The organism is Chryseobacterium sp. ZHDP1 (genome assembly GCF_018603435.1).
GTDB lineage: Bacteria > Bacteroidota > Bacteroidia > Flavobacteriales > Weeksellaceae > Chryseobacterium > Chryseobacterium indicum.
The window spans coordinates 4,502,492-4,528,422 of the sequence record NZ_CP075682.1; the positions used below are offsets into that span (position 1 = coordinate 4,502,492).

Here is a 25,931-nt window from a genome sequence, read left to right on the forward strand (position 1 = left end):
CTTCAAGATTTGAAAAATCTTAAAGACCAAGAGGTGAGCGCGAAAGGATTCGAACCTTTGACCGTCCCGATTACAATCGGGATGCTCTATCCGGCTGAACTCTCAATTAGCTTTTTAATTTTGGAACTGCTTTTCCATGATTTTATTTCCCTTTCTCTTTTATAAGCTTCAATTTTAGAATCAAAATTTTCAGAATAAACAATCATCCGGTCTTTAGCTTTTGAAGTAAATCCTTTATGATCCGATAAATGTTTCCTTAATCTTTCCTGTAAAATTTCACAGGAATGTCCAACATAATATTTATGTAAAGATTTAGAAAAAAGAATATAGCAGTAGCACATAAATTAATGTAAACAAAAAACCTCATAACTTTGTTATGAGGCTTAAGTGAGCGCGAAAGGATTCGAACCTTTGACCGTCCCGATTACAATCGGGATGCTCTATCCGGCTGAACTCTCAATTAGCTTTTTAATTTTGGAACTGCTTTTCCATGATTTTATTTCCCTTTCTCTTTTATAAGCTTCAATTTTAGAATCAAAATTTTCAGAATAAACAATCATCCAGTCTTTAGCTTTTGAAGTAAATCCTCTATGATCCGATAAATGTTTCCTTAATCTTTCCTGTAAAATTTCACAGGAATGTCCAACATAATATTTATGTAAAGATTTAGAAAAAAGAATATAGCAGTAGCACATAAATTAATGTAAACAAAAAACCTCATAACTTTGTTATGAGGCTTAAGTGAGCGCGAAAGGATTCGAACCTTTGACCGTCTGCTTAGAAGGCAGATGCTCTATCCAGCTGAGCTACGCACCCTAAAATTGTCGGGGCGGCAGGATTCGAACCTGCGACCTCCTGGTCCCAAACCAGGCGCGATGACCGGACTACGCTACGCCCCGATTGAGGTCATCTTATTAACAAGAATTACCTTGTTTTTTGTGGTTGCAAATGTATAAACTTTTTTTGAATTATGAAAGTAAAACTGAAATAATTTTTGGTTAATTTTTTTAATGCCGTTTTTCATTACCTTTACCTGTTTCAGAACCATTATTTTAGATAAAACTTAAATGAAAAATAAAGTTTTCCTTTTTTTTCTTCTTTTGCTTGTGATTTCATTTGTCTCTAATTTTTATATGGAGCAAAACCTCTGTAAAGCTTTTTCTACGATACAAGCTAAAAACATAAGAACTTTAGAACATCATTCCAATAAAAATTTCTATCAATACGGAATTGAAAATATAGGTGAAAATTTACAACAGGAATTGTTAGAAATAAAAATTGATGAATGCAGACTGAATGTCAGAAAAGATTTATTTTACATATTTCAGGATAAAGTTGTTTATATCAGAAATGGTAAAAAATGCTTGATGATAATGGTTGGTTATCATTTTTCTGAATCTGTTTTTTATATCAAAGGATTTCAGAGCATCTAAATTCATAACTCGGAGGAAAAAAATGCATGATCTGAGATTTAAAAAATAAGTTAAGTGGATGACCATTAATAAGTTACATATAATTGATTGGTATGACGATATTATCACATCAATAGTTTCGTTTGAAAAGGATGTATATTTATTTCATTGTATTCACAAAAACTTTAGGACTCATGAGAAAACGTATTATTGCGTGAAGATCGATGAAGAATCATTTTTACGAATTGAATCAATTGTGATAAATCTTAAGACCTTTAAGAAAAAAGAGTGGAAAATTATCAATGAGATTTTTACAAGTAACAATAAAAAAGAGAATGCTTTTTTAGTAAAATCAATATCTTTATTAAGAGGTGGAAATATTGTTTTTCATGAATTAGAAGCTTCGGATTCCTTAATCAAAATTAATTTTCCATTTGATGTTTCTGTTCTGTATGACGTTTGAGTGATGTAGATTGGCAGTAACGCATAAAGACTAACATAAACAAAAAACCTCATAACAAAAAGCTATGAGGTTTTTGTGAGCGCGAAAGGATTCGAACCTTTGACCGTCCCGATTATGATCGGGATGCTCTATCCGGCTGAACTCTCAATTAGTTTTTGAATTTTGAAAATGCTTTTCCATGATTTTATTCCCTTTCTCTTTTATAAGCTTCAATTTTAAAATCAAAATTTTCTGAATAAACAATCGTCCGGTTTTTAGCTTTTGAAGTAAATCCTCTATGATCCGATAAATGTTTCCTTAATCTTTCCTGTAAGATTTCGCAGGAGTGACATAATATTCATTTAAAGATTTAGAAAAAAAGAATATAGCAGCAGCACAAAAACTAACATAAACAAAAAACCTCATAACAAAAAGCTATGAGGTTTCTGTGAGCGCGAAAGGATTCGAACCTTTGACCGTCCCGATTACAATCGGGATGCTCTATCCGGCTGAACTCTCAATTAGTTTTTGAATTTTGGAACTGCTTTTCCATGATTTTATTCCCTTTCTCTTTTATAAGCTATAATTTTAAAATCAAAATTTTCTGAATAAACAATCGTCCGGTCTTTAGCTTTAGAAGTTGCACAAAAACTAACATAAACAAAAAACCTCATAACAAAAAGCTATGAGGTTTCTGTGAGCGCGAAAGGATTCGAACCTTTGACCGTCCCGATTATGATCGGGATGCTCTATCCGGCTGAACTCTCAATTAGTTTTTGAATTTTGGAACTGCTTTTCCATGATTTTATTCCCTTTCTCTTTTATAAGCTTTATTTTTAGAATCAAAACTTTCTGAATAAACAATCGTTCGGACTTTAGCTTTAGAAGTTGCACAAAAACTAACATAAACAAAAAACCTCATAACAAAAAGCTATGAGGTTTCTGTGAGCGCGAAAGGATTCGAACCTTTGACCGTCCCGATTATGATCGGGATGCTCTATCCGGCTGAACTCTCAATTAGTTTTTGAATTTTGGAACTGCTTTTCCATGATTTTATTCCCTTTCTCTTTTATAAGCTTTATTTTTAGAATCAAAACTTTCTGAATAAACAATCGTTCGGACTTTAGCTTTAGAAGTTGCACAAAAACTAACATAAACAAAAAACCTCATAACAAAAAGCTATGAGGTTTCTGTGAGCGCGAAAGGATTCGAACCTTTGACCGTCCCGATTATGATCGGGATGCTCTATCCGGCTGAACTCTCAATTAGTTTTTGAATTTTGGAACTGCTTTTCCATGATTTTATTCCCTTTCTCTTTTATAAGCTTTATTTTTAGAATCAAAACTTTCTGAATAAACAATCGTTCGGACTTTAGCTTTAGAAGTTGCACAAAAACTAACATAAACAAAAAACCTCATAACAAAAAGCTATGAGGTTTCTGTGAGCGCGAAAGGATTCGAACCTTTGACCGTCCCGATTATGATCGGGATGCTCTATCCGGCTGAACTCTCAATTAGTTTTTGAATTTTGGAACTGCTTTTCCATGATTTTATTCCCTTTCTCTTTTATAAGCTTTATTTTTAGAATCAAAACTTTCTGAATAAACAATCGTTCGGACTTTAGCTTTAGAAGTTGCACAAAAACTAACATAAACAAAAAACCTCATAACAAAAAGCTATGAGGTTTCTGTGAGCGCGAAAGGATTCGAACCTTTGACCGTCCCGATTATGATCGGGATGCTCTATCCGGCTGAACTCTCAATTAGTTTTTGAATTTTGGAACTGCTTTTCCATGATTTTATTCCCTTTCTCTTTTATAAGCTTTATTTTTAGAATCAAAACTTTCTGAATAAACAATCGTTCGGACTTTAGCTTTAGAAGTTGCACAAAAACTAACATAAACAAAAAACCTCATAACAAAAAGCTATGAGGTTTCTGTGAGCGCGAAAGGATTCGAACCTTTGACCGTCCCGATTATGATCGGGATGCTCTATCCGGCTGAACTCTCAATTAGTTTTTGAATTTTGGAACTGCTTTTCCATGATTTTATTCCCTTTCTCTTTTATAAGCTTTATTTTTAGAATCAAAACTTTCTGAATAAACAATCGTTCGGACTTTAGCTTTAGAAGTTGCACAAAAACTAACATAAACAAAAAACCTCATAACAAAAAGCTATGAGGTTTCTGTGAGCGCGAAAGGATTCGAACCTTTGACCGTCCCGATTATGATCGGGATGCTCTATCCGGCTGAACTCTCAATTAGTTTTTGAATTTTGGAACTGCTTTTCCATGATTTTATTCCCTTTCTCTTTTATAAGCTTTATTTTTAGAATCAAAACTTTCTGAATAAACAATCGTTCGGACTTTAGCTTTAGAAGTTGCACAAAAACTAACATAAACAAAAAACCTCATAACAAAAAGCTATGAGGTTTCTGTGAGCGCGAAAGGATTCGAACCTTTGACCGTCTGCTTAGAAGGCAGATGCTCTATCCAGCTGAGCTACGCACCCATTATAAAGTTGATTCCCGCTTAGTTAGTAAATAAACGCGTTAAAAAAGTCGGGGCGGCAGGATTCGAACCTGCGACCTCCTGGTCCCAAACCAGGCGCGATGACCGGACTACGCTACGCCCCGAAAAGATATATAGAAAAGCGGAGGGTAAGGGATTCGAACCCTTGCGACACTTTCGCGTCGACAGTTTAGCAAACTGCTCCGTTAACCACTCCGGCAACCCTCCTGTTTATCTTATTTTTTAATGATCGTTGTTCCTTTATTGCGAGTGCAAATATAGAACAGATTTCTTTATTTACCAAATATTTTTCAAGAAAAATTTGTGTATTTTTGAGGTAATAAACAACAAAAAAAGTAAACAAATGCGTAATACATTATATATCATCGGATTAAGTTCTTTGATTTTTTCCTGTACTTCTCAGCAAAATGCTAAAAAAAAACAGTACATCCCGAGAACTCCCGCAGTACAGCCGAAAACTGCCACTCAGACTTCGGGTAATGATAAGCCAAAACCTAAAATTACTTCTGAACACGGAGTAGAATTTTTTACAACCAATATTGCAGATATTACTAAAAATGATAACACGGCAAGTTATGGTTCTATCGTTTCAGCAAAACCTGCAGGTTATAAAGTCGTGAAAACTTATTTCCCTGCAATTGCACAGAATTTCAGACAACGATATTTAATTTTGCATTATACGGCTTTACCGGATGATAAATCCATTACCGTATTATCTCAACAGGCGGTAAGTGCACATTATTTGGTAAATAATACAGGAGATAATGAAATTTATCAGTTGGTAGATGAAAATAAACGTTCATATCACGCCGGAGTAAGCGCGTGGAGAGCCGATAAAAACCTTAATGATACTTCCATCGGAATTGAGATTGTAAATTCAGGATTCACTACAGACGCTGCAGGAAAGAGAACTTTTATGCCTTTTGATGAAACTCAGGTAAAAAAAGTAGCCGCTTTGGTGAAAGATATTGTGGCGAGATATAATATTCCGGCAACCAATATTCTGGCACATTCAGATATTGCCCCTACAAGAAAACAGGACCCGGGACCTTTATTTCCATGGAAAAAATTATACGACGAATACCAGATCGGAATGTGGTATGACGATGCCGTGAAGCAAAGTTTCTACGATCTGGCGACATCTACGGATTTTCAGTCAAAATACAACGATCCGACGTTTATTTTTAATGTTCAGACGCAGCTGCAGAAATTCGGTTACGCATTGGATCTGAGCGGTAAATGGGATGATGCCACCAAAAAAACAATAGAAGCATTTCAGTATCACTTCCGACCACAAAATTACGACGGAATAATGGACGCGGAAACCTTCTCCATATTGCAGGCTTTAAACGTAAAATATCCTACAAAATAAATAAGGAAAGCGCATCGGTTTCGGTGCGTTTTTGCTATCTTTAAAGTCTCAAAATAATTAAAAAATCTGTAATGGAAAATTTCAGGAAAGAAAGTGATTTGCTGGGAGTATTAGAGGTTCCGGTGAATGCTTATTATGGAGTACAGACACAAAGAGCGATTAATAATTTTAAAATTTCAGGACAGCTTTTATCTTCATATCCCGAGTTCATCAAAGGATTGGCTTTCGTAAAAAAAGCGGCAGCCAAAACCAATTATGAGCTGGGTCTGCTGGATGAAAATTTATATTTTACCATTGCTGAAGTTTGTGATGAATTAATTAACGGAGAATTGCACGATCAGTTTCCGGTAGATATGATTCAGGGCGGAGCAGGAACTTCCATTAATATGAATGCCAATGAAGTAATTGCCAACCGTGTTCTGGAAAAACTCGGGAAAAATAAAGGACAGTACGAATTCTGTTCACCCAACGATCATATCAATCTTTCCCAGTCTACCAACGATGCATATCCTACGGCAATTAAAATGGGACTGTTGCAGATGAACATTTCTCTTGTAGAAAAACTGGAGAAAATTGTTGAAGCTTTCAGAGCGAAAGGGAAAGAATTTCAGGATGTCATCAAAATGGGACGAACACAGCTTCAGGATGCAGTTCCGATGACTTTGGGACAGGAATTTGAAGCCTTTGCAGCTACTTTGGAAGAAGATATTTCTAAATTAAATAACAATGCTAATCTTTTCGTAGAAGTTAATATGGGAGCCACTGCGATCGGGACGGGAATTAACGCTCCGGTTGGATACGCAACACTCTGCGCGAAAAATTTAGCGCAATTAACAGGTTTTCCTATAGTTTCTGCACCGGATTTGGTGGAAGCTACACCAGATACGGGTTCTTATGTGATCTATTCCTCAGCGATGAAACGTCTTGCTGTTAAATTATCAAAAATCTGTAACGATTTGAGATTACTTGCTTCAGGACCGAGAGCCGGATTATCGGAAATCAATTTACCTCCGATGCAGCCGGGATCTTCCATTATGCCGGGAAAAGTAAATCCTGTGATTCCGGAAGTGGTGAATCAGGTTTGTTTTAAAGTTTTCGGAAACGATCTTACGGTAACTTTTGCAGCAGAAGCAGGACAGTTACAGCTCAATGTTATGGAACCTGTGCTTTCTCACGCGATCATGGAAAATATTCACTTTTTAAGCAATGCTCTGGATACGCTTCGCGAAAAATGTATCGTCGGAATTACGGCAAATAAAGAGGTTTGCCTGAATATGGTGAAGCACAGCATCGGAATTGTAACGGCTTTAAATCCTTACATCGGCTATAAACAATCGACAGCGATTGCCAAAGAAGCTTTGGAAACAGGAAAAAGCGTGTATAATTTAGTATTGGAAAAAGAACTTCTTTCTCAGGAAAAACTGGATGAAATTCTTGATCCTAAAAATATGCTGAAACCGCACAATAAATAAAAATAACGGTAAGCGATACCTGATGTTGACTAAGAATACGACGTTTTTTATCAAGTATCGCTTATTATTCATCATTTATACTTTTCTTTTGAGATTTTTAATCATCATTCCTGCGCATAACGAAGAAAACAATCTTCCTTTTACATTAGATTCTTTACAACAGCAGAGTTTTAAGGATTTTAAAGTTGTGGTTGTTAATGACGGTTCTACAGACGGAACATCAGAAGTCATCAGAAAATACACAGATCACGATTCCAGATTTGAAACAATTGATCTTCAGAAATCTGCGCACCAACCAGGTTCCAAAGTCGTTAATGCTTTTAAAAATGGCTTAAATACTCAGAATATAGAAGAGTTTGAGATCATCTGCAAATTTGATGCGGATGTCATTTTACCTGAAAATTATCTTGAAACGGTAGAAAATGCTTTCAGAAATAATCCAAAATACGGATTGGTTGGCGGTTTACTGTATGTTGAAAAAGACGGAGAGTGGATCTACGAAGGAAATTCCAACAAACATCATGTTCGAGGTCCGATGAAAGCATACCGAAAAGAAAGTTTTATTGAAATGAAAGGCATTCGGGAAACATTGGGATGGGATAATATTGATGCCATTTTGCTGGAAAATCTGGGCTGGAAAGAAGTTGTTCTGCCGGAACTTCATGTGAAATTAATTAAAGTGAAAGGAGCTGATTATACCATAAAACCCGCAGATTATTACGGAAGATATTTTTATTTTTTAGGACTGAACCGGTTTTTAGCTTACATCGCTTCCTCAAAAGAAGCCATGAAAAGCAAATCGGCTGCGTTTTTCTTTTCAATGATTAAATCATATGAAAACTGCCGTTCTCAAAACTTAGAACTGAAAATTTCAACAGAAGAACAGAAAGCCATCAACAACCAGCGTTGGAATATGCTGAAGAAAAAGTGGCTTAAAATGTAATGAATTAAATAAAATGTAGTTGTCCGCAATTCGTTATTACTAAAAAAAACTTTGGGTTCTCTGCTGAGTGAATAGTTTATGCTGAGCAGCTTGTCGAAGTACCTTTGCGAACGAAAATAAATGTAAAGTGAAACAAAAACTTTTTGATCTTTGCGTAAAAATTTCTAAAAATAAAACCTTTGAAAAAAATAGCCTACATAGAAATTGATACCCACGCCGAAATTGCTCAGGATTTTATGAATGTAATGAGCGGTTCCGGAGAATTTACCGTAGATTATTATTTTTCAAAAAAAATAAAAGATCAGATCCTTGAATCCGGAGAGAATATTTTTCTGTCGGACAGTTCCATGATTTTGGATCAGCTGAATTTAAAAAAATATGATGTAATTATCATCGGAACGGTTCACCGTTATTTCAACACCTTTCTTGCCATTGTAAAAAAATACAAAGCTTCCGTAATCGTTCACAATATGAACTTTATGAAATCTTCAAAGTTCAGCCTTATCAAAAGTATTTTCAAAGAAGATCAGATATACAGACTGAAATTGTTGTGGAAAGAAGGTTTGTTAAATGCATCAAAAGTCTATCAGACAGCAAAAAAACGATTGGTTTTGGATGAAGAACTGAGTTCTGAAAGATATACATTCTTGCCTCTTTTTTACACCAAAAATTTTAAAAAGCCGGAGAATAAAGTGTTAACCATTGTAATTCCGGGTGGAGTTTCCCAGCAAAGAAGAGATTATAAAAGAGTTTTTTCAATCATAAACAATCTTGAAAAGTTAAATGAACATTCAGATCCTGAAAATAAATTTATTCAATTTGTCTTTTTAGGAAAAGCAAAAAATGAAGAATTAAAAGAGATTATTGATTTAGAACGTTCATTGAAATATATCAATATTACCTATTTTTCAGAGAGGGTTACTCAAACAGATTTCGAAAACTGGATGAATAAAGCAGACGTTTTATGGTGCCCGATTCAGCAGAAAACTCAGTTTTTCAGTCAGGAAGAAATCTACGGCAAAACAAAAATGACGGGAAATCTGGGAGATGCCATCAAATTCGGGAAACAGGCTGTTTTTCCTTCGAATTATGCATCGAAATTAAACTTTATTATTCCTGAGCAAAAAGATATTCTGGAGCAGTTTAAATCACTTAAAAACAGTCAATTCGATTTTCAAAAAGATTTCGATAAAAAATCTGTTCAGCAAAAACTCGAAAAGCTTCTAAAAGAGTTGATTTCTATTTAAATTTAAAAATACTTTTAATAAAATTTTTGTTCAAATAATCTTCTATAGGGAAAATCTTAGTGAAATAATTTCCAATAAAGATCAGTATAAGAACAATAGTAGGTTTGTAGATCATGTTGATGAAATTACTGTCGAAATTCGGCAAAACAATGGCAACCGTAACTGCTAAAGTACAGATAATGGATACAAAAATCATTTCAATCGTTAAAGGAGACACTTTAAACATCACATAGTTGAAAATAATCTTGATGACATTGTAGGTGGTAAGAGAAATCGCGGTAGACAAAGCAATTCCGCTTAATTTTAGTTCTGTATTTTTAATAAAATAAAGATTCAGCCCAATGGTAAGTCCCGCCAGTAAAAGCATGACAACAATATTGAATTTATAATATTTTGAAAGGGAAATGATATTTCCGTTAAAACCTGTTGCTAAATCTACCAGAACGGCTGATCCCCAGATCCATACAACCGGTTGATATTCTCTTAGAAGAATTCCATTTTTCGGCATGAAATACGTTAAATAAGGAAATCCTACCACGATGCAGGAAAACAGAACAGCCCCTAGGAAATAAAGCGTAAGCGATGTTTTTTTATGAAATTTATCTAAACCTTCCATGTCGCCGTCTGCAAGATTTTTGCTGATAATGGGCGCAGAAACATTAAACAATCCGAGCTGAGGAATAGAAATCAGGGAAATCAAAGCGTAAAGGGTAGCATAAATTCCGTTTTCCTCCATTCCCAGATATTCGCCGATCATTAAGCTGTTGATGGCCAAGTAATTTCCGAAAGTTCCTAAAAAACCGAAAAAACTGTAGTTGAAAAATTCTTTCCAGAAACCATCTTTCTTGAAATAATCTGTACTGAAATCCAGATTGATTTTGTCCAGTTTATTGGTATAACGGATATATCCGAAAAGCATTAAAGCAAAAATTCCGAAGAAAAAGGCAAATGCAGTTTTCTGTGATGCAGCAAAGTAGAAAAAAAGACAGAAGGCTCCTAAATTGGCAATTTTCGGAAAAAGATTGTCAAAAATATTAGAAACTACAATTCTCTTGTAATTGGAGGTGTATTTGTTGAAAATGGCACAAAAGGAAAGGATAAGAACCAGTGGTAAAATGATTTCCTTCGCTCTCCAGGCTTCCGTAAGTTTAAATTTAGGATAAACGTAAGGCAGGATGAAAAATATTAACGAAAAAATAAGAAAATTAATAAAAACAGCAAGTAAAGAAAGGGAAAGCATATTCTGCTTTTTGCCGTCCTGATCCACTTTATGAAAAAACTTTACATTGGAATAGGAAATTCCCATCACCACAAACGGAACCAGAAATTCCGCGCTGGGAAGAATATATCGTAGTTTTCCGTAAAACTCAAAGTCGTTCGGAAAAATAAAAATTGCGGAAACCGTTCCCAGTAAAAAACCAATATATCCAATGATGGAATATTTAAAGCCCTGCCTTGCTACTACGCTCATCTTTTATTAGTTTTTTGGAATAAAAATAATATTGTTGATGTATTCCGTTTTATTTTTTTCGTCGCTGATATTTTTTAAAAGAATTTCTTCCGTTAATTTTTTAAGCTCAAAAGTGTATCTGTTCAGATAATTTGCATCATAACCCCAGGATTCAACTTCTGAAATTTTATCCCAAATCGGAGTGTGGTGGTGTCTCTGTTCCATTTCCACCATTAAAGTAGGAGAAAACTTACTGATGATTTGTTTTGCTCCTTTAAGGGTTTTCATTTCATTGCCTTCCACATCAATTTTAATAAAATCCAGTTTTTTGAAATGTTCAATGGCTGCCCATTCGTCCAGCTTTATCACTTTTACTTTTTCGGTGTAGCTTTTTTCTTCGCCTTTTTCTTTATAATCGGTGTTCAGAGTACCTCTTGAAGCAACCATTTTTCCGTTAATCACCGGAACTTTAAATTCTGCGGTTGTGTTTTCATCAGAAAGCGCCAGAGGAAAAATGCGCATTGCGGGAAATAATCTTTTCAGGCGGCGGTATAATTTTTTATTGGGTTCAAAAGCATAGATGTTTTCATGATCCAGCTTGTTTTCCAGTTGATAAAGGAAAGTTCCTACATTGGCTCCAATGTCGAGAATAACAGCATTTTTAGGCAAAAACTCTTTAATCCAGACCAGTTCCGGCTCTACATTCCGCGACGAAAAATTATCTTTGGTAAGATTATTTAAACTTTTAAAATATCTTTTTTTATAAAAATTCGGGCTTATATATTGCAGCTTCTCAGCGATTCTTTGGTACAGAGACATTGTAGGATTTTTGGACTAATCAGCAAATATAAGAAAAATGGTTAAAACAATGTTAAAATAATAAGATTGTAAATATTTGATATTTAGTGTTTTGTGTATTTTTTTTAATTTAGATTTAATTTTAAATCAGTTCTTTTGTTTTTCAGCAGTATTTTTCATATTTTTCTAATGGCTTGTATAATAACGGATTGGAATGAAAAAAGTAAATGATTTTAAAAACTCTTAGTATTTATCCATTAAAAACTTTCGTCAAAAATCCGTAACTTTGCCACCTACTAAAATTTTTTATGGAGAGTATTAAAGTTCACGACAAAACTTTCGTTCCTTATCTGGAGGATGCCGAGATTCAGGAGATTGTAAAAGCTACGGCTTTAAAGATTTATGAAGATTATAAAGATGAAGTTCCTGTTTTCATAGGTGTTTTGAATGGGGTAATTATGTTCTTCTCAGACCTTCTGAAGCATTATTCCGGACCATGTGAGATTGCTTTTATCCAGATGAGTTCTTATGTGGGAACAGAATCTACAGGAATTGTTTACCAGAAAATGGAGCTGACAAAGGATGTAAAAGACCGTCACATCATTCTGGTAGAAGATATTGTAGATACCGGAAATACAGTAGAAAGTCTGTTCAAGTATTTTAACGAGACACAGCGTCCAAAATCTGTAAAAATAGCTTCATTCCTTTTGAAACCAGAAGTGTATAAGAAAGATTTCAAGCTGGATTATATCGGGAAAGAAATTCCAAATAAATTTGTTTTAGGGTACGGTCTGGATTATGATGAATTAGGAAGAAACTTACCTAATCTGTACCAGTTGGAAGACGGACAAATCAATCATTAAAACGCTGTTGGCTATTAGCTGATAGCTTTTAGCTTAAAAGTAAAATAAAGTAATAAATTTAATAATAACTTAAAAACAGCTAAAAGCAGGAAGCAGGCCAATAAGAGCAGTGCCGATTGCCGGAAGCAAAACAACATTATGATAAACATCGTTCTGTTTGGTCCTCCAGGAAGTGGAAAAGGAACACAAGCACAAAACCTGATCGAGAAATTCAATCTGAAACAAATCTCAACAGGTGATCTTTTCAGATTCAATATGAAAAATGATACCGAGCTTGGAAAATTAGCAAAATCTTACATTGATAAGGGAGAATTGGTTCCGGATCAGGTAACAACGGATATGCTGATCGATGAGATCAGAAAACCTACCGATGCAGCAGGATTCATTTTCGACGGTTATCCGAGAACGGCTGTTCAGACGGAAGCACTGGAGAAAATTGTAAAAGATGAATTGAACGATAAAATTGATGTTTGTCTTTCTTTGGTGGTTGAAGATTCAATTTTGGTAGACCGATTGCTGAAAAGAGGAGAAATCAGCGGAAGATCAGACGACAGCAATGTAGAGATCATCCAAAACAGAATAAAAGAGTACTACACAAAAACAGCAGAAGTTGCCGAGCTGTACAAGCAGCAGGGCAAATATGTAGAGATCAACGGTGTCGGAGACATCAATGAAATCTCTGAAAAACTTTTCGCTGAAGTAGAGAAGTTTCAAAAGTAAAAATTTTTGATTCAAGGTTCAAAGTTCCAAATTCAAGGTTAAAACTTTGAACCTTCAACATAAAACCTTGAATTAAAATTATGTCAAATTTTGTAGATTACGTAAAGATTCATTGTAAAAGCGGTCATGGAGGAGCAGGTTCTGCGCATCTCCGCCGCGAAAAGTATATTCCTAAAGGCGGTCCGGATGGAGGAGACGGAGGAAGAGGAGGACACGTCATCATGAAAGGAAATGCCAACGAATGGACTTTGCTTCCTCTGCGTTACACGCGACACGTAAAAGCGGAGCGTGGTGAAAACGGAGGAAAGAATCAGTTAACAGGAGCTTACGGAGCCGATGTCTATATTGAGGTTCCTATCGGAACGATTGCTAAAAATGAAGATGGCGAGATCATTGGTGAAATTCTGGAAGACGGTCAGGAAATTATCCTGATGGAAGGAGGAATGGGAGGAAAAGGAAACGAACACTTCAAATCTTCTACCAACCAGACTCCAAGATTTGCACAACCGGGAATGGATGGACAGGAAGGATACGTCGTTTTTGAGCTTAAAATTCTTGCTGATGTGGGTCTTGTAGGATTTCCGAATGCAGGAAAATCTACCTTATTATCTTCTGTTTCTGCGGCTAAACCTAAAATTGCAGATTATGCTTTTACCACGTTAACCCCTAATCTTGGAATTGTAGATTACAGAAATTACAAGTCTTTTGTAATGGCAGATATTCCGGGAATTATTGAAGGAGCAGCGGAAGGTAAAGGTTTAGGACACCGTTTTTTAAGACATATTGAAAGGAATTCCATCCTGTTGTTTTTAATTCCTGCAGATTCTGAAGATCATTTTCAGGAATTTAAGATTTTGGAAAATGAATTAAAGGAATACAATCCTGAATTGCTGGATAAAGATTTTATTATTTCCATTTCAAAGTCCGATCTTCTGGATGAAGAGTTGAGGAAAGAAATTTCCGCAGAATTTCCGGAAAACAGACAGCCTTTATTTTTCTCAGGCGTTACCGGAGAAGGTCTTATGGAACTGAAAGATGTGATCTGGAAGAAGTTGCATGGGTAGAATTTAACCGACACATAAAAATAGGTAATGTACTGAAAAATAGTTGGTGAAATTCAGGATATATTTTAATAAATTATGGATGTTAATCCGAAGAGGACAAAAGCACTGGTGGAGATCAACTTTTCAGCAATAGGATTAATGTTCAAAACGATAGTTTTAAGGTGAGGTTTCCCTCACCTTTTCGTTTATTATCGGATGAACCTTATGGCTAAAAAAACTCTATTTTTCGTTAGAAAAATAAATATACCATTTGATGAAATTGATTCGGTTTTTCAATGTGAGACCTCTGTGCAGGTCGAGATGATTTTTTAAATGGCTGAAATATCCCTCAATACCATTGGTTGTTTTAGGAATATTGGGATTTTCCAGATAATGAAACATATTGGGCAATGCCCGTTTTATAGTAAAATACGATCGTCTGATAAGCTTGTGGGTATACCAGTATCTTTCGGTTTCAAGATTAATTGTTTTTTCATTAATATAATCCTGATGTCTCAAATACCAGTCGTTGAGTTCATTTTTCCACCAGATTTTATCGTTTTGTGTTTTAATTTTCAGTAATAATAAAACGTGTTTTCGAAGTTCCTGACCGGCAATGTGTTTAGGAAACTTTGTGAGCCAGATCAGGCACATTCTCTGAATATGAACCAGACATCTCTGAGTAATGATGTCTCCATCAGATTTATTTATGGCTTTCAAAACGCTTTTATGTCCATCTGTAGTAATGCTTTCCAGCTTTACGCCCAGCCGTAAAAGATTGTTTAAATCTTCCCTGATTTCTTCATAATGTTCTCCATCGGTAAAACGGATAAGCTGTGTATATCCATCAAAATCATCCTGATAAGCAATTAAACAGAACTGAGCAAAATAAGTTGCATCCATTCTTAAATTCACCTTTTCCCGTTTGATGATCTTTAAGGTAGGAGACTGCTCTAAAATGGTATAAAATGTTTTCTGCAAAGTATCTTTCGAATAACCGCTGTCTCTGCAAAGCGTTTTGTAGGTCTGCCTTTCCAATACCCATTTTTTGAACCAGATAAAACGATTTTTAATTCTCTGCTCCGTTCTGTTTTGAGTAAATAAAATCCCGCAATTTTTACATTTAAATCTTTGCTTTCCCCCTTGTTTTCCCCAACGAATTACCTCCAGGCTTGAACAAGACCAACAACGTTTTTTTGCCATTTTTCAGACAAAGAAAAAGTTTTATGAAACACGTTTCATAAAACTTCCTCCAAGCAGCCTAACAATGAGGTTTTGATAGGATTCTACCAACTATTTTTCAGTATTATGCCTAAAAATATAAAAGGAGAAATGCTTTGTTTCTCCTTTTTAGTGTCAATGATTATTTCTTTATAAACTTTTTTGTTGTTTTTCCTTCTTTGGTTTCGATTGTAATGAGATACGATCCGGAAGGAATATGTTTAATATCAATTGTATTTCCATTCAATACAGTATTAATTTTCTTCCCCGAAATATCATAAATATTTACATTTTCAACTTTCAAAGTGGATTGAATCGTTAAAAAATCAGAAGCGGGATTTGGATATAAATTAATATCACTTCCATGTACATCAGGAAGTTTCTTCCTTAAATCCATAAATAATTTCACATTTTGTTTTTTCCCTTCAATTTCTCCTTCACAGGGTTCTCCGCATCCTTCAATTTTGGCATAATATTTAGCGCCGTTTTTAATGTAAGTATTGGGTAGCAATGTAATACTTTCTCCTGCTTTCATTGTAATATTTTTTCCTGCATCTATAACATAGGCTGTATTTGTAATAATAGTATTACTCGCATTATAGGTATGGATATTATTTGTTTCCTGTGAATTTTTTACAATATTGGGGACACAATTATTACTTGTATTGTTGGTATTAAGAGTAGGAACTAATTGAGGAAACAAATTAGGATTTGTACTGGAATAGCCGGGAGATATATTTAGATTGTACAAATCTAAACTGGCTCCGCCAAAAACATCAGGATTATTAATTTTACCAATGTAGTTATTTTGAATATAGGCATATTTGAAATAAATATCACCGTATTTATTTCTTTGAATTCCTTGAAAATCTACACTGCCGGTAATGGTATTTGCTATGCTGTTGTATATAATGTTGTTATTTGTAGATGCCAACATATTAACAGCATATATATTAGTCGAGAGGTGTGTTCCTACATATAAAATAGAACCATCTTTGTTGAATTCCGTCAAGATGGGAGTAAGACTTGCAATTGTTAGTTCATAGGCATTTGTTATTTGTCCTGTACTGTCATCAAAAGAGTATACTCTTCCTTCATTATAAGAGTTTACAAAATCTTCAGAGCTAAAACTCAGATAATGTGAAAAACTTTTGCACAATGATCTTAATTTTGGAGAAGCCTTGATATAGGCATAATGCTGAAAAGGAGAAGGATAAGCATTCTCAATATTTAAACTACTGGTTACGGGATTATTTACAAAGCCTGTATTGTTTAAGGGATAACTATATAATTTTGTCATTGTAGGAATTAACACCCAAAAAGAAGCATTATCTATTTGCGGAACAATGGTAACTCCTTTTGCTGTTGTAAAATCATTTCCAAATTCATCTAAAATAGGAATATTTGTCTGGCTTTGTACAACATCACCAAGAGAAAATCCATCAAGTCCAAGATTTCCTAAAGACATATTTACAACTGAATATCTCGCTACAAAGGTGTTTGATGATGAGACGACCCCGCCACTGAAAATATAGTATAGATTAGGATTGGAAGGATGTTTCACAATAGCTATTTGCATAGGAGTTTCCTGCATTATGTTACCTCCATTTGGCATTATAGTATGCTCTCTGGTCCATACTGAAATTCCGTTAGTGTAAAATAATAATTTCCCATTACTGTCGCTTACAGAAGCGGAGGCTCCATTTGTAGTCATTTGGCTGTTGGTAAATACAATTGGTGACGGAGAGGAAAAATTAATTGCGGCATAATTCCCAAAATACCAGTTATCATTTTCTCCTTGAGCGAAAGTTAATAAAGGAAATAAGATTAATATAATTGCGATATAAAACTTTTTCATGCATTAGAATTTTATATAATTAATTATTTAACTTTTTTCTCAAGCGCTTCAATTCTTTTCTGTTGCTCTATGGTATAAAGCGTAAGTTCTTCAATCTTCTTCAGAAGTAGAATATTCATTTCCTTAAGTTCAATACCATTTTTAATAGCTTCTTCTGTTGTAGGAACTTCCGGAAGATGTCCGTTTTCTTTGATAAATTTTTCAACATTATTTAATGGCATTAATTTATAACCTTTCTCAAAAACGTAATCTGCCCATCCGTTATTAGCAGCAATATCTACTTTTACTTTTTCAGTTTTAATTCCGTCTTTTACAAAAAGTTTATATTTTTCACCATCCGCAGCGATTCCATCTACGGGCAACTGATTGGTAAACTGCCCGATTCCGATTGTCCCGTTATTTCCTACAATCCAATTTCCTATGTTTAACTCATTGTTTGGCGACGTCGCATTGTATGGTACAATGTTCGTTCCTATAAATATATTGTTACTTCCAGATGTAATATATCTTGCATTAGAACCTCCTAAATTAATATTATTTGATCCTGTTGTTAACGCTCTGAAGGAATTTGCTCCTAATATCACATTTAAACTTCCGTTTCCAATATATCTCGTGGCACTATTTCCTAAAGCGATATTATCATCTCCCACAAGTGCTCCTGATCCCATTGCTCCCAGTCCTATTCCGATGTTTCCTGTACCTCCCTGCATGTTCTCCAAAGCATTAGTTCCTATTGCAACACTAAATGTAGCAGAAGGTGTATTTCGCATGGTGCCACTACCTACCGCAGTATTTGAATTACCATTTGTTAATGAAGCCAAAGCATTACTTCCCAATGCAACATTACCTGAGGATGTGGCGTTTTGCGTTAATGTTCCCATACCAAACGCTGTGTTTAAAATACCTGTAGTATTGCTCATACCACCGCCAAAAAGCAAGTTTTTATCCCAGATCTGACCTGTATATCCTATATTATGAAATGAAAACTGACCAGTTGGTGTAATTCTCATTTTTTCATCATTGTTTATTTTAATAACAAGGGGTTGATTATCTAAAGTTCCTATAAAATTTGTTCCTGGAGTTGTTCCTGTGTTTCCTGTAAGATTCCATTGAGCGTTTGCTGTAATACCTAATATAACAGAAAGTAGAATGATTGTTTTTTTCATGATTATTAAATTAGACACAAATGTAACTATGAATAAAATAAAATTCATCGTTAAATGACTTTTTTATAATGCTTTTTATTTTATATATTTATAATTTGTATACATAATTGTCTTTGAAAAATTCATAAATAATTATGATTCTATGGTGAAAAAATCGTATTATGATGAACTAACCCTAAAAAAGTATAAAAAGGTAATATTTATAGTCTATATAATTCAATGTTTTCACTTTTGGAACAATTATTGAGAGAAACCACTCAAATGTAAGCTATGAAATATTTATTAAGCCTTTTGGCTTTTATCTTTTTATTTTCGTGTATTTCTCAGAAAAACGGTTTAAAATATTCGAAAATTGAATATGAAGCAGGTGCTTGTTTCGGATCCTGCCCCATTTTTAAAATAACAGTAAATCCTGACAGAACGGCTGTATTTGAAGCAGAACACTTTAATTTTTCAAAAGGATTTTCAAAAGGCGAGTTCGATAAACCCCGTGAAGGAACTTTTAAAGGGACAATAAAACAGGAAGATTATAATACATTAATTACTTTATTGGATAACTCAGATGTAAAAAATCTCAATGAAAAATATGGCGAGCGAAATATTACAGATCTTCCCACTTCCCATTTGAGAATCAATTTTACAGACGGAACTTCAAAACATGTTGAAGATTACGGCAAAAAGGGAACTGAAAAACTTGAGAAATTGTATAGGTTTTTCGAGGATTTAAGAACCAGTCAGCAATGGACAAAAGTAAAATAATTAATTAAAATATTTAAGCTACCTTTGCAAAATATAATTCCTTCATTTTGAAGGAATTTTGTTTTAATTATTAAATACAATTTATTTGAATTTTACAGACTTACATTTAATTGATCCTATTGCAAAAGCAATTCAGGAACAAGGATATACCAACCCGACTCCGATTCAGGAGAAATCGATTCCGGAAATTATAAAAGGTAAAGATTTTTTGGGTTGCGCTCAGACAGGAACAGGAAAAACGGCAGCTTTTGCCATTCCTATCCTTCAGAATCTTGCTCAGAACAAATTCCCCAACAGAAATATTAAAGCTTTGATTTTAACGCCTACAAGAGAACTGGCGATTCAGATTGAAGAAAATATTCAGGCGTACGGAAAATATTTACCATTAAAACATCTCGTAATTTTTGGCGGTGTAAAGCAGGGAAATCAGGAAGCTGCATTAAAAAAAGGAGTTGATATTCTGGTAGCAACACCGGGAAGACTTCTGGATTTTATTGCTCAGGGAATCATCAGCTTAAAAAATCTTGAAATTTTTGTACTGGATGAAGCGGATAGAATGCTGGATATGGGGTTTGTTCATGATGTGAAAAGAATCATCAAACTTTTACCTCAGAAAAGACAGACTTTGTTTTTCTCTGCAACCATGCCTTCAGAAATACAGAAACTGGCAGATTCTATTCTTAATAATCCTGTAAAAGTAGAAGTAACTCCGGTTTCATCTACCGCAGAAACCATTAAACAATCGGTTTACTTTGTAGAAAAAGATAATAAACTGAATCTTTTAACGCACATTTTAAAGAATGATATTTCTGATTCTGTATTGGTTTTTGCAAGAACAAAACACGGGGCTGATAAAATTGCCAGAAAACTTCAGAAAGATAATATTACAACAGAGGCTATTCATGGAAACAAATCCCAGAATGCGCGTCAGAATGCTTTAAACAATTTTAAATCCGGAAAAACCAGAGTTTTGGTGGCTACAGATATTGCAGCGAGAGGAATTGATATTGATGAGCTTAAATACGTTGTTAATTTTGAGTTGTCTGATGTTTCCGAAACCTATGTTCACAGAATCGGAAGAACGGGTAGAGCAGGAGCGGAAGGGACTTCTATTTCATTTGTAGACGGGCTGGATCTTCTCAATCTTCGCAATACAGAGAAACTGATCGGAATGAAAATTCCTGTGGTTAAAAACCATCCGTTTCATACAGACGATCTGGTTGCTCAGAAAAGAGATTCGAATAACAAGCCAGTTCCTGCAGGATCGGAAAAACCGAAACAGGCAAGAGGAAATTCTTCAAAATTCAGCCGAAATAAGGCAAAGCCGGATAACGGAGCTGCGTCAGTCGGTTTTAAAAAGCCTAAGAATAAAAATTTTACAAGAAAGAAATAATGTGAAAGCCTTCCAAATCCGGAAGGCTTTTATTTTTAAGTCTTAACGAAGACTTTTTTCGCATTCTCAGTAGTAATTCTGTCAATCTCCGAAAAATCCACTTTGTAAAGATCCACCAGTTTTCCGGCAACCAGATCAAGATATGAACTTTCGTTGCGCTTTCCTCTGTGCGGAACCGGAGCGAGGTAAGGCGAATCTGTTTCCAGAACGATTTTATCCAAAGGGATTTCATTCAGAAACTGATCTATTTTACCATTTTTGAAGGTTACAACACCACCAATTCCTAAAATGAAATTCAGGTCAATTGCCTGTTTTGCCTGTTCTAAATTTCCTGAAAAACAATGAAAAATTCCTCTCAGTTTCGGATGTTTTTTTCTTTCCAGAACCTCAAAAGTTTCATCAAAGCTTTCTCTGGTGTGGATTACGATAGGAAGATCTTTTTCAATTGCCCAGTCGATTTGCTGTTCAAAAGCTTTCACCTGAATATCAAGAGTAGTTTTATCCCAGTATAGATCGATTCCGATTTCTCCGATGGCTGGAAAAGACCTTTGATCAAGATAATTCTTAACAATTTCGAGCTCTTTTTGCCAGGATTCTGGTTTTACATAACAGGGATGCAGTCCCATCATCGAAAAGATATGTTCCGGATATTCTGCCTCCAGTTGCAGCATTTTTTCATGAGATTCCGAATCGATTGCCGGAAGATAAAATTCTGTAATTCCTTTATCTAAAGCTCTCTGAATGGTTTCTTTTCTGTCTTCATCAAATTCTTCTGCGTATAAATGTGTATGGGTATCAATCATTTTTTATATCATTTTTAACAGGTCTTCGTAAGGATTTTCCAAATTCAGCAAGATGCCGAAAGCGGGTTCCGTTTTGATGCCCTGTTTTTTTAATTTTATTATTTTCTGCTTAAAATCTTCACCTTTTTCCTGTAATATTTTGTATTCGGCAATCATATGAAGATAGGCGTTCTGTTTGGTTGCAGGTCTATTCTGTCCGAAAATTTCTATGGAAAATTCTTCCAGTCTGAAATTCATAACAATTGCTTTTTCGTTTTCAATCATTATATTTTCCACCGTAACTTCTGTTTCTGCAGGAACAATTATCTTAAAACTCACTTTTTCTAAAAAATCCTCTTCAAAATTAAGATCAACTTCGCAAATGATGTCTAAATCACTTTCTTCAATATCAATTTCTATGGGAATAGTTCCTGCCAAAATGGGAGAATAGTCCTTCAGCTTTTCAAAAATATGATATCTCGTCAAAACTTCATAAGCTCTTTTTTGCCTTTCATTTCCGTTTTTCAGATAGTCAATTTTTGTGAAATCAATCATTTTGATTCTATTGAATTTGAAGACTCAACATGATGGGTGTTTATCTGATGTAAAACTTCATTTGTGATGTCTTTTCCTCCCGTAAAGTTTCTGTAAAAAGAGGCAATACTGAAAATAGGTCCGAAAGGAATTCCCCACCAACCAAAAAATAAAGTCAACAGCGAATATTTCCAACTGTATTTTGAGGAAGACTCATCAGATTTTATAAAATAAATATCACTTGGTCTTTTTGAGGATAGGAAAATAATTGAAATTGTATATGAAAAAACTACGAATTTAGCACCTTTCTGTAATTCATCATTTAATTGATCGGTTGATAATCCTTCTGTGTTTTTAATAATAGCCATTAGTTTTTAAAATATTTTATGCTTTACTTTTTTTCGCTGAGCTTCAATCCTTAGGTTTAATTTTTCTTTATATTCGATGTATTTCGGATCTTTTTCGTCGCTGGTTTTATGCTCCAACGCTTTGTGAATTTTAAAATTTTCTTTGATGAAATCTTTTGTGTCATCCGAAAAATAAGCATTTCCGAATTTTTCGAAAATATAATTAATTGCCTGATTGTTAGGATGAATCATATCTTCTTTGTAAAAACGGTAATCGCGGAGATCGTCCATTAAAATTTCATAAACCGGAAGATAATGACAGTAATCCAGCTCATCAATCATTTCATGAATTGCTGTGATCAGTTTAGATTTACTCAGCTGATTTTCAATCATTCCGTCTTTGGTATGACGAACCGGAGAAACGGTAAACAGAATCTGAACATCATCGGTACAGATGTCTTTGAGGTTCAGAATTGTATTGTACACAGAATCTGTAATTTCCTGAAAGGTCAAAAGTCTTTTTTCAAAGAATTTCTGAGGGATTTTGTGACAATTGGCAACGAGTTTGTTTTTGGGCGTGAATTCGTAAATAAATGAACTTCCGTAAGTGATAATTATCCAGTTGGTTTTTTGGAGAAAGGAATTTCCTTCCTCAAGACCGGAATTTATTTTCTGTAACGTCTGATGAACATATCTTGTGTCGAAACTTGAGTGATGATCCAGAGAAATAAATTCATCGTTAAAGGTAATCAGTTCTTCTTCATAATAAAACTCGGCATCATGAAGCCTTTTGACCGCATTGTTGATTGAAAAAGGATTAAAAATGGTTCCAAAAGGATTGTTGATGGTCTGCAATTGCCCCTGTTGAAAAAGATCCGACATTTCAGAGGCAAAACAGGAGCCGATCGAAAATATTCTATCTTCAACTTCAATTTTCTTCTGCGATTCTTTGATATCAACTTCGGTTCTGAATTTCATTTAATCAATTTGAAAATCTGAGAATGTGTCAATTTGAAAATTTAAGATTTATGCTTACTCATTTTCAAATTGACTAATTATCAAATTATGATTCTCTTCTCAATAAATAATTGGCAAGTTCAGCAAACGGTTTTTTCTTTTCCTCCGGAATATCAATTTTCTGAAGATAGCTTTGTCCGATTTCGTTATGTTTTTCGATCAGACGTAATGCTTTTTCGTCCACTTTTGTTCTTCTGAAAATCTTTTCCACACCGTATACTTTATCGATATTATCGGTCTTTTTAGAATACCAGTAATCCAGCTCTTTTCTCTCTTCTTCCGTAGCGTGTTCTCTCGCCATCAGGTAAAGAACGGTTTTTTTGTTTTCGTAAATATCTCCGGCGTGTTTTTTTCCGAATTGCGCCTGATCTCCGAAAACATCAAGGTAATCGTCCATGATCTGGAATGCAATTCCGATGTGTTTTCCGAAGTTGAAAATTGATTTTGCATCTTTGAAGTTTGCTTTTGCAATCAATGCTCCGATCTCAAAAGAAGAAGCACTTAAAACTCCGGTTTTGTAGGTAATCATTCTGATGTAATCATCAAACGTTACGTTTTCCTGAGTTTCGAAATTGATGTCATATTGCTGACCTTCGCATAAAAGCAATCCTGTATGCGTGAAAATTCTGATACACGCCTTGAAAATTTCAGGTTCAAGGTCTTCGAAAAATTTATAGGCTTTCAGCATTAAGCCGTCTCCGGAAAGAATTCCTACGTTAATTCCGTGTAACGTATGAATTGTCGGTTTGTTTCTTCTTAACGGAGCTTCGTCCATAATATCATCATGGATCAGCGTGAAATTATGGAAAAATTCAATTGCCAGAGCAGGCTTTATAGCTTCTTTAAGATCACCTCCAAACAAATCGCAGGCCATTAGAACCATGATCGGACGAAGACGCTTTCCTCCGTGCGAAATAATGTAGTTCATAGGCTCGTAAAGTTCAGTTGGTTTATCTTTAAAGGTATATTTGGTAATGGCATCCGCAACAATCTGCTGATATCTGTCTAAAAATTCCATAAATTCTAATAGTTTGAACAAAAATACAATTTTTCAGGGCTTTATAAAACAAAATCCTCACCGTTTTAAGAGTGAAACGCTTTTATGTGATTGAAATTTTTTATTCTTAGTTATTTTCACATGATTTGTCATTCCGTATGAATCTAAATATAATTTTTTAGATTTTATTTCTAATACAATTTCTTAGATTCATACGGAATGACAAATCCTCTGGTTATTTCTTCCACAACTTGAATACACGCCAACAATTACTAGCCCAGATTGTAATGGAAATCCTTTTTTGAAAAAAAAGATTGCAATGAAAAGCTGGAAATAGCTCCAAATTTTTCAATTTAAAAAAACAAAAAACTTTGCCCGAAAGAGCAAAGTTTTATTATTTTGAGTAATCTGAGTTGTTAAGATAATGCAGTTACTGCTAGGTAAGTAATTCCGGCAACAATTGCAGAGATCGGAATAGTAAGAACCCATGCCCAAAGAAGGCTTACAGTGATTCCCCATCTTACGGCAGAAACTCTTTTTGTAAGACCAACCCCGATAATGGAACCTGTAATCGTATGTGTGGTAGAAACAGGAATTCCGAAGTGATCTGTAATAAATAACGTAATAGCACCTGCTGTTTCAGCACTTACTCCTTCCAGAGAAGTTACTTTTGTAATTTTCGTTCCCATGGTTTTGATGATTTTCCATCCACCGCTCATTGTACCCAAAGCGATCGCGATAAACGAAACCAGAGGAACCCAGATATAATGCTGTGCGAAATAATCAAAACGTGCTGCTGATTCAAGATTTAAATAAATCGGATCGTGAAGCATTTCAACATGATAGTAAATTAATGCTGCACCAATAATCCCCATTACTTTCTGCGCGTCATTAAGACCATGTCCTAAACTGAAAAGTGCTGAAGAAGCAAGCTGTAATTTTTTGAAAGACTGGTCTGCTTTGTGCGGGTTTGATCTTTTATAAAGGTGAACAATAATTAAAGTAATGATAATTGAGATAATCATCCCGATAATCGGAGCCATGAAAATGAAAAGGAAAATAGGGATTACCTTGTCAAATTTCACAACGCTCTGGTGCGTTACCTGCGAAGCGGCTGCCTTTACGGTTTCCCAAGTTCCCAATTCCGGCTGTGCTGCTGCAACGTTGTGGTAATCCATCATAAAAGCGTGCATTAAAGCGGCTCCTAAAAATCCTCCGATCAGTGTGTGTGAAGAGGAGGAGGGAATACCAAACCACCATGTTAAAAGGTTCCATGCGATTGCCGCAACAAGACCTGAAAAGATAACTTCGAGGGTAATAAAATTCTCATTAACTGTTTTGGCAATTGTATTACCAATTTTAAATTCTCCAATGATGTAAGCAGCGATGAAGAAAGCTGCAAAATTCCAGAGTGCTGCCCAAAGAACCGCCTGGAACGGAGTTAAAACTTTTGTAGAAACAATAGTCGCAATTGAGTTGGCTGCATCATGAAAACCATTAATGTAATCGAATATCAAAGCCAATGCAATAATAACTATAAGTAAAATCGGAAATTCCATTGTTTAATT

The 25,931-nt window shown here is 34.8% G+C and carries 24 protein-coding genes and 16 tRNA genes; 11 read left to right on the forward strand and 29 right to left on the reverse strand.

The window, feature by feature from the left end; all coding sequences use genetic code 11:
- Positions 1–34: 34 nt before the first annotated feature.
- From KKI44_RS20775 to KKI44_RS20800, 6 genes are all read right to left on the reverse strand, one after another.
- Positions 35–104: transfer RNA gene (locus tag KKI44_RS20775), tRNA-Thr, on the reverse strand.
- Complete coding sequence (locus KKI44_RS20780) at positions 87–341, reverse strand: GIY-YIG nuclease family protein (RefSeq protein ID WP_214588963.1); 255 nt, start codon at positions 339–341, stop codon at positions 87–89. Before KKI44_RS20780 ends, KKI44_RS20775 begins: the two co-directional genes overlap by 18 nt.
- Before the next feature lie 47 nt (positions 342–388).
- A tRNA-Thr gene (locus KKI44_RS20785) sits at positions 389–458 on the reverse strand.
- Entirely contained in the window at positions 441–695 is a 255-nt protein-coding gene (locus KKI44_RS20790) for a GIY-YIG nuclease family protein (protein ID WP_214588964.1), read from the reverse strand. The genes KKI44_RS20785 and KKI44_RS20790 overlap by 18 nt, the downstream gene beginning before the upstream one ends.
- Positions 696–742: 47 nt before the next feature.
- A tRNA-Arg gene (locus KKI44_RS20795) sits at positions 743–816 on the reverse strand.
- Between the two features lie 8 nt (positions 817–824).
- Positions 825–899, reverse strand: a tRNA-Pro gene (locus tag KKI44_RS20800).
- 168 nt (positions 900–1,067) lie between these two features.
- On the opposite strand from KKI44_RS20800, the gene KKI44_RS20805 reads away from it, so the two are divergent.
- Positions 1,068–1,433, forward strand: a complete 366-nt coding sequence (locus tag KKI44_RS20805; RefSeq protein WP_214588965.1) for a hypothetical protein — start codon at positions 1,068–1,070, stop codon at positions 1,431–1,433.
- Positions 1,434–1,626: 193 nt separating this feature from the next.
- Entirely contained in the window at positions 1,627–1,875 is a 249-nt protein-coding gene (locus KKI44_RS20810; RefSeq protein ID WP_214588966.1) for a hypothetical protein, read from the forward strand.
- A gap of 76 nt (positions 1,876–1,951) precedes the next feature.
- Here the strand turns inward: KKI44_RS20810 and KKI44_RS20815 are convergent.
- The 12 genes from KKI44_RS20815 to KKI44_RS20870 form a co-directional block, all read right to left on the reverse strand.
- Positions 1,952–2,021 (reverse strand) — tRNA-Met (locus tag KKI44_RS20815).
- Positions 2,022–2,303: 282 nt separating this feature from the next.
- Positions 2,304–2,373 (reverse strand) — tRNA-Thr (locus tag KKI44_RS20820).
- Positions 2,374–2,551: 178 nt separating this feature from the next.
- Positions 2,552–2,621, reverse strand: a tRNA-Met gene (locus tag KKI44_RS20825).
- Positions 2,622–2,799: 178 nt separating this feature from the next.
- Positions 2,800–2,869 (reverse strand) — tRNA-Met (locus KKI44_RS20830).
- Positions 2,870–3,047: 178 nt separating this feature from the next.
- Positions 3,048–3,117 (reverse strand) — tRNA-Met (locus KKI44_RS20835).
- 178 nt (positions 3,118–3,295) lie between these two features.
- Positions 3,296–3,365, reverse strand: a tRNA-Met gene (locus KKI44_RS20840).
- Between the two features lie 178 nt (positions 3,366–3,543).
- A tRNA-Met gene (locus tag KKI44_RS20845) sits at positions 3,544–3,613 on the reverse strand.
- Between the two features lie 178 nt (positions 3,614–3,791).
- A tRNA-Met gene (locus KKI44_RS20850) sits at positions 3,792–3,861 on the reverse strand.
- Between the two features lie 178 nt (positions 3,862–4,039).
- Positions 4,040–4,109 (reverse strand) — tRNA-Met (locus KKI44_RS20855).
- A gap of 178 nt (positions 4,110–4,287) precedes the next feature.
- Positions 4,288–4,361 (reverse strand) — tRNA-Arg (locus KKI44_RS20860).
- 49 nt (positions 4,362–4,410) lie between these two features.
- A tRNA-Pro gene (locus KKI44_RS20865) sits at positions 4,411–4,485 on the reverse strand.
- Positions 4,486–4,503: 18 nt separating this feature from the next.
- A tRNA-Ser gene (locus tag KKI44_RS20870) sits at positions 4,504–4,588 on the reverse strand.
- 136 nt (positions 4,589–4,724) lie between these two features.
- Here KKI44_RS20870 and KKI44_RS20875 point away from each other — a divergent pair.
- The 4 genes from KKI44_RS20875 to KKI44_RS20890 all read left to right on the forward strand — a co-directional run bounded on the left by KKI44_RS20875 (position 4,725) and on the right by KKI44_RS20890 (position 9,415).
- Positions 4,725–5,753, forward strand: coding sequence for an N-acetylmuramoyl-L-alanine amidase (locus KKI44_RS20875; protein WP_214588967.1), 1,029 nt, complete (start codon positions 4,725–4,727; stop codon positions 5,751–5,753).
- Between the two features lie 71 nt (positions 5,754–5,824).
- Positions 5,825–7,225 carry an aspartate ammonia-lyase gene (gene aspA / locus KKI44_RS20880; RefSeq protein ID WP_214588968.1) on the forward strand — a complete coding sequence of 467 codons (1,401 nt, stop codon included), beginning with the start codon at positions 5,825–5,827 and terminating at the stop codon, positions 7,223–7,225.
- 88 nt (positions 7,226–7,313) lie between these two features.
- Entirely contained in the window at positions 7,314–8,168 is an 855-nt protein-coding gene (locus KKI44_RS20885; protein WP_214588969.1) for a glycosyltransferase family 2 protein, read from the forward strand.
- Positions 8,169–8,347: 179 nt separating this feature from the next.
- Positions 8,348–9,415, forward strand: coding sequence for a hypothetical protein (locus KKI44_RS20890; RefSeq protein ID WP_214588970.1), 1,068 nt, complete (start codon positions 8,348–8,350; stop codon positions 9,413–9,415).
- Here KKI44_RS20890 and KKI44_RS20895 read toward each other — a convergent pair.
- Together KKI44_RS20895 and KKI44_RS20900 are read right to left on the reverse strand one after the other, a co-directional pair.
- Complete coding sequence (locus KKI44_RS20895) at positions 9,408–10,886, reverse strand: lipopolysaccharide biosynthesis protein (RefSeq protein ID WP_214588971.1); 1,479 nt, start codon at positions 10,884–10,886, stop codon at positions 9,408–9,410. The two genes, KKI44_RS20890 and KKI44_RS20895, sit on opposite strands and share 8 nt — an antisense overlap.
- 6 nt (positions 10,887–10,892) lie before the next feature.
- Positions 10,893–11,684, reverse strand: coding sequence for an FkbM family methyltransferase (locus tag KKI44_RS20900; RefSeq protein ID WP_214588972.1), 792 nt, complete (start codon positions 11,682–11,684; stop codon positions 10,893–10,895).
- Positions 11,685–11,971: 287 nt separating this feature from the next.
- On the opposite strand from KKI44_RS20900, the gene hpt reads away from it, so the two are divergent.
- The 3 genes from hpt (at position 11,972) to obgE (ending at position 14,310) form a co-directional block, all read left to right on the forward strand.
- Positions 11,972–12,526: a hypoxanthine phosphoribosyltransferase gene (gene hpt, locus KKI44_RS20905; protein WP_214588973.1), complete on the forward strand. Its 555-nt coding sequence runs from the start codon at positions 11,972–11,974 to the stop codon at positions 12,524–12,526.
- Positions 12,527–12,664: 138 nt separating this feature from the next.
- Positions 12,665–13,246, forward strand: coding sequence for an adenylate kinase (locus KKI44_RS20910; protein WP_214588974.1), 582 nt, complete (start codon positions 12,665–12,667; stop codon positions 13,244–13,246).
- Positions 13,247–13,326: 80 nt separating this feature from the next.
- Positions 13,327–14,310: a GTPase ObgE gene (gene obgE, locus KKI44_RS20915; protein WP_076392153.1), complete on the forward strand. Its 984-nt coding sequence runs from the start codon at positions 13,327–13,329 to the stop codon at positions 14,308–14,310.
- Between the two features lie 219 nt (positions 14,311–14,529).
- Here the strand turns inward: obgE and KKI44_RS20920 are convergent, their stop codons facing one another.
- The 3 genes from KKI44_RS20920 to KKI44_RS20930 form a co-directional block, all read right to left on the reverse strand.
- Positions 14,530–15,492: a transposase gene (locus KKI44_RS20920; RefSeq protein WP_250902065.1), complete on the reverse strand. Its 963-nt coding sequence runs from the start codon at positions 15,490–15,492 to the stop codon at positions 14,530–14,532.
- Positions 15,493–15,652: 160 nt separating this feature from the next.
- Positions 15,653–17,368 carry a T9SS type A sorting domain-containing protein gene (locus KKI44_RS20925; RefSeq protein WP_214588975.1) on the reverse strand — a complete coding sequence of 572 codons (1,716 nt, stop codon included), beginning with the start codon at positions 17,366–17,368 and terminating at the stop codon, positions 15,653–15,655.
- Positions 17,369–17,391: 23 nt separating this feature from the next.
- Positions 17,392–18,534: a hypothetical protein gene (locus tag KKI44_RS20930; protein WP_214588976.1), complete on the reverse strand. Its 1,143-nt coding sequence runs from the start codon at positions 18,532–18,534 to the stop codon at positions 17,392–17,394.
- 270 nt (positions 18,535–18,804) lie between these two features.
- Between KKI44_RS20930 and KKI44_RS20935 the strand changes: the two genes are divergently transcribed.
- Positions 18,805–19,293, forward strand: coding sequence for a DUF6438 domain-containing protein (locus tag KKI44_RS20935; RefSeq protein WP_214588977.1), 489 nt, complete (start codon positions 18,805–18,807; stop codon positions 19,291–19,293).
- An 85-nt stretch (positions 19,294–19,378) separates the two neighbouring features.
- On the forward strand, positions 19,379–20,686 hold the full coding sequence (locus KKI44_RS20940) for a DEAD/DEAH box helicase (RefSeq protein ID WP_214588978.1): 1,308 nt from the start codon (positions 19,379–19,381) through the stop codon (positions 20,684–20,686).
- A 35-nt stretch (positions 20,687–20,721) separates the two neighbouring features.
- Here the strand turns inward: KKI44_RS20940 and KKI44_RS20945 are convergent, their stop codons facing one another.
- The 6 genes from KKI44_RS20945 to KKI44_RS20970 all read right to left on the reverse strand — a co-directional run bounded on the left by KKI44_RS20945 (position 20,722) and on the right by KKI44_RS20970 (position 25,922).
- Positions 20,722–21,489: a TatD family hydrolase gene (locus KKI44_RS20945; protein ID WP_214588979.1), complete on the reverse strand. Its 768-nt coding sequence runs from the start codon at positions 21,487–21,489 to the stop codon at positions 20,722–20,724.
- 3 nt (positions 21,490–21,492) lie between these two features.
- The gene (locus KKI44_RS20950; RefSeq protein WP_214588980.1) at positions 21,493–22,023 is read right to left on the reverse strand and encodes a DUF4269 domain-containing protein; all 531 of its coding nucleotides are present in this window, start codon (positions 22,021–22,023) and stop codon (positions 21,493–21,495) included.
- Complete coding sequence (locus KKI44_RS20955) at positions 22,020–22,370, reverse strand: hypothetical protein (RefSeq protein WP_116098970.1); 351 nt, start codon at positions 22,368–22,370, stop codon at positions 22,020–22,022. Before KKI44_RS20955 ends, KKI44_RS20950 begins: the two co-directional genes overlap by 4 nt.
- 6 nt (positions 22,371–22,376) lie before the next feature.
- A complete protein-coding gene (locus tag KKI44_RS20960) occupies positions 22,377–23,327 on the reverse strand; it encodes a GSCFA domain-containing protein (protein ID WP_214588981.1) in 951 nt (316 codons plus the stop codon).
- A gap of 85 nt (positions 23,328–23,412) precedes the next feature.
- Entirely contained in the window at positions 23,413–24,384 is a 972-nt protein-coding gene (locus KKI44_RS20965) for a polyprenyl synthetase family protein (RefSeq protein WP_214588982.1), read from the reverse strand.
- 395 nt (positions 24,385–24,779) lie between these two features.
- Positions 24,780–25,922, reverse strand: a complete 1,143-nt coding sequence (locus KKI44_RS20970; RefSeq protein WP_087712448.1) for an inorganic phosphate transporter — start codon at positions 25,920–25,922, stop codon at positions 24,780–24,782.
- Positions 25,923–25,931 lie beyond the last annotated feature (9 nt).

What these genes read in the sequence shown, in the direction of transcription:
- KKI44_RS20920 (WP_250902065.1), bottom strand. Translation starts at nt 15,492, where the DNA reads ATGGCAAAAAAACGTTGTTGGTCTTGTTCAAGCCTGGAGGTAATTCGT.
- KKI44_RS20925 (WP_214588975.1), bottom strand. Translation starts at nt 17,368, where the DNA reads ATGAAAAAGTTTTATATCGCAATTATATTAATCTTATTTCCTTTATTA.
- hpt (WP_214588973.1), top strand. Translation starts at nt 11,972, where the DNA reads ATGGAGAGTATTAAAGTTCACGACAAAACTTTCGTTCCTTATCTGGAG.
- KKI44_RS20955 (WP_116098970.1), bottom strand. Translation starts at nt 22,370, where the DNA reads ATGGCTATTATTAAAAACACAGAAGGATTATCAACCGATCAATTAAAT.
- KKI44_RS20790 (WP_214588964.1), bottom strand. Translation starts at nt 695, where the DNA reads ATGTGCTACTGCTATATTCTTTTTTCTAAATCTTTACATAAATATTAT.
- KKI44_RS20910 (WP_214588974.1), top strand. Translation starts at nt 12,665, where the DNA reads ATGATAAACATCGTTCTGTTTGGTCCTCCAGGAAGTGGAAAAGGAACA.
- KKI44_RS20875 (WP_214588967.1), top strand. Translation starts at nt 4,725, where the DNA reads ATGCGTAATACATTATATATCATCGGATTAAGTTCTTTGATTTTTTCC.
- KKI44_RS20960 (WP_214588981.1), bottom strand. Translation starts at nt 23,327, where the DNA reads ATGAAATTCAGAACCGAAGTTGATATCAAAGAATCGCAGAAGAAAATT.
- obgE (WP_076392153.1), top strand. Translation starts at nt 13,327, where the DNA reads ATGTCAAATTTTGTAGATTACGTAAAGATTCATTGTAAAAGCGGTCAT.
- KKI44_RS20970 (WP_087712448.1), bottom strand. Translation starts at nt 25,922, where the DNA reads ATGGAATTTCCGATTTTACTTATAGTTATTATTGCATTGGCTTTGATA.
- KKI44_RS20935 (WP_214588977.1), top strand. Translation starts at nt 18,805, where the DNA reads ATGAAATATTTATTAAGCCTTTTGGCTTTTATCTTTTTATTTTCGTGT.
- KKI44_RS20900 (WP_214588972.1), bottom strand. Translation starts at nt 11,684, where the DNA reads ATGTCTCTGTACCAAAGAATCGCTGAGAAGCTGCAATATATAAGCCCG.
- KKI44_RS20950 (WP_214588980.1), bottom strand. Translation starts at nt 22,023, where the DNA reads ATGATTGATTTCACAAAAATTGACTATCTGAAAAACGGAAATGAAAGG.
- aspA (WP_214588968.1), top strand. Translation starts at nt 5,825, where the DNA reads ATGGAAAATTTCAGGAAAGAAAGTGATTTGCTGGGAGTATTAGAGGTT.
- KKI44_RS20930 (WP_214588976.1), bottom strand. Translation starts at nt 18,534, where the DNA reads ATGAAAAAAACAATCATTCTACTTTCTGTTATATTAGGTATTACAGCA.
- KKI44_RS20780 (WP_214588963.1), bottom strand. Translation starts at nt 341, where the DNA reads ATGTGCTACTGCTATATTCTTTTTTCTAAATCTTTACATAAATATTAT.
- KKI44_RS20945 (WP_214588979.1), bottom strand. Translation starts at nt 21,489, where the DNA reads ATGATTGATACCCATACACATTTATACGCAGAAGAATTTGATGAAGAC.
- KKI44_RS20965 (WP_214588982.1), bottom strand. Translation starts at nt 24,384, where the DNA reads ATGGAATTTTTAGACAGATATCAGCAGATTGTTGCGGATGCCATTACC.
- KKI44_RS20805 (WP_214588965.1), top strand. Translation starts at nt 1,068, where the DNA reads ATGAAAAATAAAGTTTTCCTTTTTTTTCTTCTTTTGCTTGTGATTTCA.
- KKI44_RS20895 (WP_214588971.1), bottom strand. Translation starts at nt 10,886, where the DNA reads ATGAGCGTAGTAGCAAGGCAGGGCTTTAAATATTCCATCATTGGATAT.